Consider the following 8,225-nt stretch of genomic DNA (forward strand, 5'->3'; position numbering starts at 1 on the left):
ATGCCATTTTCGAGATTTTCACTGCCGCTCTCGGCCGCCTTGGCCATCAGCACGACCGTGCCAGCAATGGCGGAACCGGGCGGCATTACCGCCTCGCTAGATGCAGGCGTTCTTAACATCAAGGCCACCGAGACTCTCTACAGCGGAAGCCATAAAAACAGTCAACTCGACTGGAAAACGACGAATGCTATGGCCCTGCGCGGATCGCTCGGCCTGGAGCTCTCGCCCGACTGGCGGATCAAGACGGAAGGGCGAATCGGCTTTGCCGGTGACGGCTACATGACCGATTATGACTGGCTGTATCCTTATTATAAAGATACGTCCAAGGAAGGATGGAGCCACCGCTCGCAGCATGGTGACACCCGACTTGATCACTACCTGACCGGAAGCATCGAACTGAACAGAACTCTCCTGGAGGACCCGCTGCAACATCTCAGCGCAGGTATAGGCTTTCGTTACACAGACGTACAATGGTCGTCATATGGCGGGAGTTACATCTATAGCTCGCGCGGCTTTCGAAATTACGTCGGGGATTTTGGCAACGGTGAAAAGGCGATTACCTACCGGCAGCAAATCCCCGTATTTTACGGCAACCTGACCGGCGGACGCAAATTCGGCAACTGGTCGCTGAACGCCGGAGTGGAAGGGGGTGCAATGGTCTATGCCAAGGCAACCGACGACCATTGGATGCGCTCCATCCGCTTCACCGATAAATTCGATATTGGCGGCATGTTCGGGGCAAAAGCTGGCATCGCTTATAACCTGACCGAGAATGCCTCCATCTATCTGGATGGCGCTTACGAATATACGAGCTTCGGCAGGGGTGACAAAACCGCGACATCCTTCGGAAGCGGCAGCGGTACGGTTTACAGCAATGCCGGCGGCGGCGACATGCAGTCGCTTTTCGTGGGAATGGGCGTCAAGGGACGGTTCTAGCATGCGGTAACTTTGAGACGGAAGCGCAGCATAGAGCGCTCGCTGATGGTCAGCGGACATCACCGCATATTGGTGAGACGCACACCGTATCGTCGCTCCCATGAAAAGCCGCGTTCGGGCGATGATTGACTTCTTATTTTCATCGGCGTTACTTTATAGTTGTTAAGCAATCTGTTTCAGAAATTATTATTCAAGTTATTCTCACTAAAAAAATTTGGATATTTATGATGAAATCAATTTGTATTGTTTCCGCTTTTTACGTGACAGCATTCTCCATCTCCTCCGCGATGCTGGCTCCGGTATTTGCAGCCGAGAAATTTGCGACCAAGGCTGAATTCATCACAGCCACCGCCGGAAAGACGCTCACAACGAAGACCAAGAAAGGTGATACTTTTACTGCTACTTATGACGCCAATGGCAAGGGCAAGTTTTCCATCGAAGGCAAAACCTCGGGCGACCTCAGTTGGACGTTCAAGAACGATACCTTGTGTTCCGAATTCAAGTCGATGAAATTCAAGGAATGCAACAAAGTCGTCGTGGGCAGTGGAACGGAACTGAAATTTCTGGACGCGAAGACCGGTAGCCTCAACAATACTTACAGCGTTAAATAGGCTAACTTGTCCGCATCTTTAAGGGTCGGCGCCGATCAGCTCTTGTTAAGGAGGCCGCGATTTAACATCGCCCATTGCAGCAGAATGATCGTCTTGGAGTCGGTGATTTCGCCCGAGGCGATCATTCCGAAGGCCTCGTCTAGACCATAGGTCAGAACCTCCAGATCCTCGCCTTCGTCCTCCAGCCCGCCGCCGTTGCCGGCCTGCACGTCGAGGTCGATGCGCGCGACGAAGAGGCTGACCTTCTCCGTCAGCGTGCCGGGGCTGGCATACATATCAAACAGATAATCGACCTTTTCGACAGCGTAGCCGGATTCCTCCATCGCCTCGCGGCGAATGGCGTCCGCCGCGTCGTCATCATCGAGAAGCCCTGCCGGCACCTCGATCATGAAGCTCGGATCGCCGTTCACGAAAGCGGCAGGGCGGAACTGGCGCACCATCACCACGCTGTCGCGCTTCGGGTCATAAAGGAGAATGGCAGCCGCGCTGCCGTGGTCGTGGACTTCCCGGACGATGCGGATGGTTTTGCCATCCGGCATGCGCTGGTCGAAAACGAGCTTCTGCATGTGCACAAAGCCCTTCCAGACGGTTTCCTTTTCCACCAGCCGGATTCTGCCGGCATCCGCGTCTGCCGGAATGTTTTTCGCCTGCGTCTGTGTCACCGGATATGTCCTTGCCTGTCGTGAGAGTTCAGCCTGCCCGTGTTGCGGCGCAATATCAAGCCTCGCGGCTCTCATCGTCGCGGTGGAGCCAAACCTTGTTGTCGTGGAATGCCGCGCCGCCATAAGGTGCAACGGCATCGGCGCCGGTCAGAACATTGATGCCCTCGCCGTCCAGATGCGCCTTGTTCGGCCACAGCCCTTCGGCAATCAGCACACCCGGCCTTGCGCCCTCCACGATCTTCGCATGGAGGCGGACCTCGCCGCGTGTATTGCCGATGCGGACGATATCGCCATCCGCAATATCGTTGCGGGCTGCATCCTCGGGACAGACCATCAATTCCGGACGACCTTCCTTCTGCACGGAAGTTTTGGTTTCCGCGAAAGTGGAATTCAGGAAGTTGCGCGCCGGTGACGTCGCCAGCCGGAAGGGATAGTCCGCATCCGCAACCTCGATGACATCGACCTGATCCGGAAATTTCGGAAACTCGGACACCGGTCCCATGACACCGATGTTTTTCGGGGGCTTGTTGGGAGAAGGCCCCGTTGCCCAGTCGGGACTGAAACGGAATTTGCCGTCGCCATAACCAAAGCCCTCCAAATAATGCGCGACCTCGAAAGGCGGCTGCGCATCGATCCACTTCTCTTCGGCCAAAGTTTCGAAATCGCCCCAGCCGCTGATTTTCAGCATACGGTCCACATGGTCGCGAGCCGAAAGGCCGAAGCCCGGCATATGGTCGACACCGAGGCGTTTTGCCAGTTCTTCGATGACGAAGAGATTGGTGCGCACCGTTTCCGGCGGCTCCACCAGCTTCGGGCCGAGTAGGATATGGTTCTGGCCGCCAGCGCGGTAGATGTCGTCATGCTCGAGAAACATGGTGGCGGGAAGCACGATATCGGCCAGATCGGCCGTCTCCGTCATGAACTGCTCGTGCACGGCAACGAAGAGATCGTCACGCAGAAAGCCCTGCTTCACCAGCCGCTGCTCGGGCGCGACATTGACGGGATTGGTGTTCTGGATGAGCAGCGCCGTCACCGGGCCGCCATGGCGCAGAGCTTCTGCGTCCCCTGTCAGCACGCGGCCGATTTGCGACTGGTCGAGCTGGCGCACATCGGGGTCGGCATAGGCCGTTCCCATCAGCTCCGCCTTGTTGAGACGGAAGATGTCACCATTATTGTGGAACGCACCGCCGCCCTCATATTGCCAGGAGCCGAGAACCGTGGCGATGGAAAGCGCCGCATGCATGGCGACCGCACCGTTGCGCTGGCGGGCAAAACCGTACCCCAGCCGGAAGAAGGTCTTTTTCGTCGTACCGACGAGCCGCGCGAAAGCCTCGATCTCTTCAACAGAAAGACCGGTGATGTCGGACGCCCATTGCGGCGTCTTTGACTTCAGATGCGCTTCGAGCCCCGCCGGGTCGTCGGCGAAACGCGCCATGTAATCGCGGTCGGCATAACCGTCGCGGAAGGCGATGTGCATGACGGCGCAGGCAAGAGCTGCATCCGTGCCAGGGCGAACGACCAGGCGCATATCCGCCTGTTTCATGGTCGGATTGTCATAGATATCGACAACGACGATCTTTGCGCCACGTTCCTTGCGGGCTTTCACCGCATGGGTCATGACATTGACCTGGGTGGCCACCGCATTGGTGCCCCAGATGACGACGACATCGGCCTTGGCGATTTCTCGCGGATCGGGGCCGCGCAAGGCGCCGGTGCCCATCACGTAACCGGTCCAGGCCATGTTGGTGCAGATCGAACCGAAAAAGCCGGAATATTTCTTGGCGTGGCGCAGGCGTTCGATGGAATCGCGCTGCACCTGCCCCATCGTGCCAGCGTAAAAATAGGGCCAGATGGCCTCGGCACCGTGCCGGGCTTCGGCTTTGACGAAAGCGTCGGCCACCTCGTCCAGCGCCGCTTCCCAGGAAATTTCCTGCCAGTCGCCCGTCCCCTTTGCGCCCTTACGGCGCTTCGGCGTCAGCAACCGGTCGGGATGGTAGATGCGCTCGGAATAGCGTGCCACCTTGGCGCAGATGACGCCGGCGGTATATGTATTGGCATTGGCGCCGCGCACACGGCCGATGCGGCCATCGGCATTGATATCGACCTCCAGCGCGCAGGCGCTCGGACAGTCATGCGGGCAGACCGTGTGTCCGATACGGACTTCGGCCTTCGGGGCGGCTTTTTCAGCGGAAATCGGGGTCGCAACGTTCATGTCTTTTGTATATTGCATCAACGATGCGGCAAAAAGGCCGAAGTGACGTCCATCAAGAATATTCATCCTGGCCATCCGTCCGGGTAAACGGCAAGCGAGACACATCCATGAACTACCGCCACATCTATCACGCCGGCAATTTCGCGGATGTCCTCAAACATGCCGTTCTTGCCCGCCTCGTGCGTTATCTCCAGAACAAGGACAAGGCGTTTCGGGTGCTGGACACCCATGCCGGCATCGGCCTTTACGACCTCACCTCCGAAGAGGCACAAAAAACCGGCGAATGGCAGACCGGCATCGGCAAGCTGATGGAAGCCGACCTGCCCGCACCCATCGCCGAATTGCTGGAACCCTATCTTGCCGCCGTGAAGGAATTGAACCCGGAAGGCGGCGTGAAATTTTATCCCGGTTCGCCGAAACTCGCACGTATTCTGTTTCGCCCGCAGGACCGGCTTTCGGCCATGGAACTGCACCCGGATGACAGCCGGGCGCTCGCGCGTCTTTTCGAGGGGGACTATCAGGTGCGTGTCACCGAGCTGGACGGCTGGCTGTCGCTCGGCGCGCATCTGCCGCCGAAGGAAAAGCGAGGCCTGATCCTCGTCGATCCGCCCTTCGAGCTTGAGAATGAATATCAGCGTCTAGCCGACGGTTTGAACAAGGCCTATCGGCGTTTTTCCACCGGCACCTATTGCCTGTGGTATCCCTTAAAGAAAGGCGCGCCGATCAAGGATTTCCACGAGCGGCTGCAATCCTTCGATATTCCCAAGATGCTGTGCGCGGAACTTTCCGTCAAAAGCGACCGGCTGGATGGCCTCAGCGGCTCCGGCCTCATCATCGTCAACCCGCCCTATACGCTGAAGGAAGAGCTGCACACGTTGCTGCCCTACCTGAAGACGACGCTGGCGCAGGACAGGTTCGCTTCGCAGCGCGCCTTCTGGCTGCGCGGCGAAGAAAAAGCGGAAGATAATTGAGAGGGCTACCTCAGCCCTTCCCGCTTCTGCGCCTGCGCAAGCTGTGACCGTTCGAAGAACAGGATCACAAACAGGGCCATGATGAAGGGAATAATGAGGTAGAACAGGCGGAAGACCAGAAGCGCCGCGATGACGTCCGCGGGGTTCATGTCCGGCAGGCCGGTGACGAAGACCAGTTCCAGCACCCCCAGTCCGCCCGGGGCGTGCGAGATGAGCGCCGCCGAGAAGGAAACCAGAAATATGCCGAGAATAACCATATAACCGGGATTTCCGGCTTCCGGCAGCGCGAAATAGATGATGCCGGCCGCGCCGATCAGTTCGATCGGGCCAATGACGAGCTGCTGCGCAACAAGCTTCGGTGCGGGGTAAGGCAGCACGAAGGAGCCGATTTTAAGAGGCTTCAGCCTGAGCAGGCTGCCGAGAACATAAAGGCTGACGAATAGCAGCAGCACGACGCCTGTCGTGGTGGAGGCTTCGACCGGCAAAATGCCGGTGAACCGTTCGGTGATGTCAGGCTCGTAAAGCAGCACCAGCCCGATCAGCATGATCGTGCCGATGAGAAAGGTGAACGAGCAGAGGCCGACGAGCACGCCCACTTCCGCCACACTCAGCCCCTTGGACGTATAGGCCCGATATCGCACCACGGCACCCGAGAATACCGAGGCCCCGACATTGTGGGAAAGCGCATAGGTGGTGAAAGAGGTAAGCGTGATGAAGAACCAGTTCACCTTGCGGCCAAGATGCTGCAACGCGATACGGTCGTAACCGGCGAGCGCGGCATAGGCCAGCAGGGTTGCAAGGCCCGAACACAGCCAGTCCCGCACGCGAATGGCTTTCAGGCTGTCCCAGAGATCATCGAGCGACAGCCCGCGCAGTTCGTGAAAAAGCAACCATGCGGAAAAACCGATCGTCGCAAAGCCAACGACGGGCCAGATATATTTCTTGAATTTCATGCGGTCATGCCCGCCAATTTCCCCCAGCTTCACCCCGCCCCGTTCCGTCTTTTGCGGAAGATTCGTTTGACTTTATTCGTTATGCGGCAAAGCTTTCAACCTTTTCATCAAAGATTGGCGGTTTGCCCCGTTCACAAGTTGATGTAAGACCGGATCGTCGCCCGCCGGCGATGTGAGGTCGTCCACTTTCCGGAGAACGTACACGGAATGAAGCGTTATGCCGGTTTCATCGCCCTGGGCCTTCTATCGCTCGCCGCGTTATGGTTCGCGCGGGGAAATCCGGTGCCGACCAGCCCCGCCAGCAACCGGCAGACACAATCCCAATCGCAAACCGCCGGCAATTCCCGGCCGGACGCTCCAGGACGCGAAGTTTTCCAACAGGCGACAGGTAAAAACCCTGCGCCCCGCGGAGACGGGTTCGATTTTTACGTGCTGTCACTCTCCTGGTCACCGGCATTCTGCGCCAGCTCCGAAGGCTCGGGCAACCGCCAGCAATGCGGCAGCGACAGGCGTTACGGTTTCGTGGTGCATGGGCTGTGGCCACAGAACGAAAACGGCTACCCTGAATTCTGTCGAAGCGGCGAACCCGACCGTGTTCCGGACGCGATCGGCCGCCCCCTGTTCGACATCATGCCATCCATGGGCCTGATCGGCCACCAGTGGCGCAAGCACGGCTCCTGCTCCGGCCTGTCGCAGCGAGACTATTTTTCGGCGACACGAGCCGCCTTCGAAGCCATCCGACTGCCGGAAAAGATCGCCTCGGGCGCCGAGGCCACCACTCTCTCCGCCGACGCCATAGAAACCGCCTTCACCGACGCCAATCCCGGCCTGTCGAAACGCGGCATCTCCATCAGTTGCGACGGCAGGCGCCTTGAGGAAGTGCGCATCTGCCTTAACAGAGACATGACATTCCGCGACTGCCCCGAGCTTGACCGCAAGGGCTGCCGCGCCAACACCACGGAAATCATCCCCATTCGCTAGCGCGCATCGGATATTCCCTGTTGCGTTCTTCTACATACTTTCCAGACATAAAACCGCTATGCAGTCTTATAGACTAATCCAGTCCACAGACGACAACCCACAGGACCCGACCATGGAACTGCTCTACTCGCCCGCCTCCCCCTACTCCGCCAAGGTACGTATGGCCGCGCGCCACCTTGGCATCGACATTACCTCCGTGCGTGTCGATACCAGTGCCGAGCCGGCAACGCTGATGGACAACAATCCGCTCGGCAAGATTCCGGTCCTGCTTCTGGATGAAGGCGGCTCGGTCTATGACAGTGTGGCGATCATGCATTATCTCGACCGTCTTTCGGGCGGCAAGCTCTACCCGAAAAAGAACGGCAAGCGTACGGATGTGGAAATTCTAGAAGCGCTGTGCGACGGCATCATGGATTGCCTGCTGGCCATCGTTTATGAGCGTCGTTTTCGCCCGGAAGATAAGATCCACCAGCCATGGATCGACAAGCAGTGGAGCAAGGTGGCTCGCGGACTTGATTATCTCAATGCAAACCTGCCGAAAACCGGCAAGAAGCTACATGGCGGCCATTTCGCCCTTGCCGCGATGATCGGTTATCTCGACCTGCGTTTCGCCGGGGAATGGGCCGAAGGGCGCGATGCTCTGGCGGCTTGGCCTGAAACCTTCGGCAAGCGTTTCGAGGCCTATGCGGAAATGAAGGCCGCCGCTTGAGGCTTTGACTCGAACAACGCCCGGCCTGATCGCCGGACGTTATTCTGGCCCTATGCCAAAAAACAAAAAAGCCGGGGCGTAAACCCCGGCTCAGACTGCTGACAAACCCCTGGCGTGAGCTGGGGGTTTATGATTCATTGGGACATGTTGAAGAAACCTGCTCCTGAACAGACCGCTCTCGAGATGGTGA

Annotated in this window: 8 protein-coding genes; 5 read left to right on the plus strand and 3 right to left on the minus strand. The window is 58.2% G+C overall.

The genetic code is table 11. The annotated features are described in order from the left end of the window. Together PL597_RS17135 and PL597_RS17140 are read left to right on the plus strand one after the other, a co-directional pair. Nucleotides 1-936 (plus strand): omptin family outer membrane protease, encoded by a 936-nt coding sequence (locus PL597_RS17135; RefSeq protein WP_269824213.1) that lies wholly within the window; start codon nucleotides 1-3, stop codon nucleotides 934-936. Between the two features lie 224 nt (nucleotides 937-1,160). Beyond that, nucleotides 1,161-1,547 carry a hypothetical protein gene (locus PL597_RS17140; protein ID WP_269824212.1) on the plus strand — a complete coding sequence of 129 codons (387 nt, stop codon included), beginning with the start codon at nucleotides 1,161-1,163 and terminating at the stop codon, nucleotides 1,545-1,547. Between the two features lie 35 nt (nucleotides 1,548-1,582). Here PL597_RS17140 and PL597_RS17145 read toward each other — a convergent pair whose 3' ends face one another. Beyond that, nucleotides 1,583-2,209 carry an NUDIX domain-containing protein gene (locus PL597_RS17145; RefSeq protein ID WP_142912538.1) on the minus strand — a complete coding sequence of 209 codons (627 nt, stop codon included), beginning with the start codon at nucleotides 2,207-2,209 and terminating at the stop codon, nucleotides 1,583-1,585. 55 nt (nucleotides 2,210-2,264) lie between these two features. Further along, on the minus strand, nucleotides 2,265-4,487 hold the full coding sequence (locus PL597_RS17150) for a molybdopterin-containing oxidoreductase family protein (protein ID WP_271365787.1): 2,223 nt from the start codon (nucleotides 4,485-4,487) through the stop codon (nucleotides 2,265-2,267). Between the two features lie 41 nt (nucleotides 4,488-4,528). Here PL597_RS17150 and PL597_RS17155 point away from each other — a divergent pair, with 41 nt between their 5' ends. Continuing rightward, complete coding sequence (locus PL597_RS17155) at nucleotides 4,529-5,392, plus strand: 23S rRNA (adenine(2030)-N(6))-methyltransferase RlmJ (protein ID WP_077982543.1); 864 nt, start codon at nucleotides 4,529-4,531, stop codon at nucleotides 5,390-5,392. A gap of 5 nt (nucleotides 5,393-5,397) precedes the next feature. On the opposite strand, the gene PL597_RS17160 is transcribed toward PL597_RS17155, so the two are convergent. Next, nucleotides 5,398-6,345, minus strand: coding sequence for a lysylphosphatidylglycerol synthase domain-containing protein (locus PL597_RS17160; RefSeq protein WP_077982544.1), 948 nt, complete (start codon nucleotides 6,343-6,345; stop codon nucleotides 5,398-5,400). 207 nt (nucleotides 6,346-6,552) lie between these two features. Between PL597_RS17160 and PL597_RS17165 the strand changes: the two genes are divergently transcribed. Both PL597_RS17165 and PL597_RS17170 read left to right on the plus strand, forming a co-directional pair. Further along, entirely contained in the window at nucleotides 6,553-7,326 is a 774-nt protein-coding gene (locus tag PL597_RS17165; protein ID WP_137410069.1) for a ribonuclease T2 family protein, read from the plus strand. Nucleotides 7,327-7,438: 112 nt separating this feature from the next. Beyond that, nucleotides 7,439-8,035, plus strand: coding sequence for a glutathione S-transferase (locus PL597_RS17170; protein ID WP_077982546.1), 597 nt, complete (start codon nucleotides 7,439-7,441; stop codon nucleotides 8,033-8,035). Nucleotides 8,036-8,225: the final 190 nt, after the last annotated feature.

The sequence above is a fragment of the Agrobacterium sp. ST15.13.013 genome (assembly GCF_027956525.1).
Lineage (GTDB): Bacteria > Pseudomonadota > Alphaproteobacteria > Rhizobiales > Rhizobiaceae > Agrobacterium > Agrobacterium salinitolerans.

Coding starts and splice junctions, on each gene's coding strand:
- PL597_RS17170 (WP_077982546.1), top strand. CDS start 7,439: ATGGAACTGCTCTACTCGCCCGCCTCCCCCTACTCCGCCAAGGTACGT.
- PL597_RS17165 (WP_137410069.1), top strand. CDS start 6,553: ATGAAGCGTTATGCCGGTTTCATCGCCCTGGGCCTTCTATCGCTCGCC.
- PL597_RS17135 (WP_269824213.1), top strand. CDS start 1: ATGCCATTTTCGAGATTTTCACTGCCGCTCTCGGCCGCCTTGGCCATC.
- PL597_RS17155 (WP_077982543.1), top strand. CDS start 4,529: ATGAACTACCGCCACATCTATCACGCCGGCAATTTCGCGGATGTCCTC.
- PL597_RS17150 (WP_271365787.1), bottom strand. CDS start 4,487: ATGAATATTCTTGATGGACGTCACTTCGGCCTTTTTGCCGCATCGTTG.
- PL597_RS17140 (WP_269824212.1), top strand. CDS start 1,161: ATGATGAAATCAATTTGTATTGTTTCCGCTTTTTACGTGACAGCATTC.
- PL597_RS17160 (WP_077982544.1), bottom strand. CDS start 6,345: ATGAAATTCAAGAAATATATCTGGCCCGTCGTTGGCTTTGCGACGATC.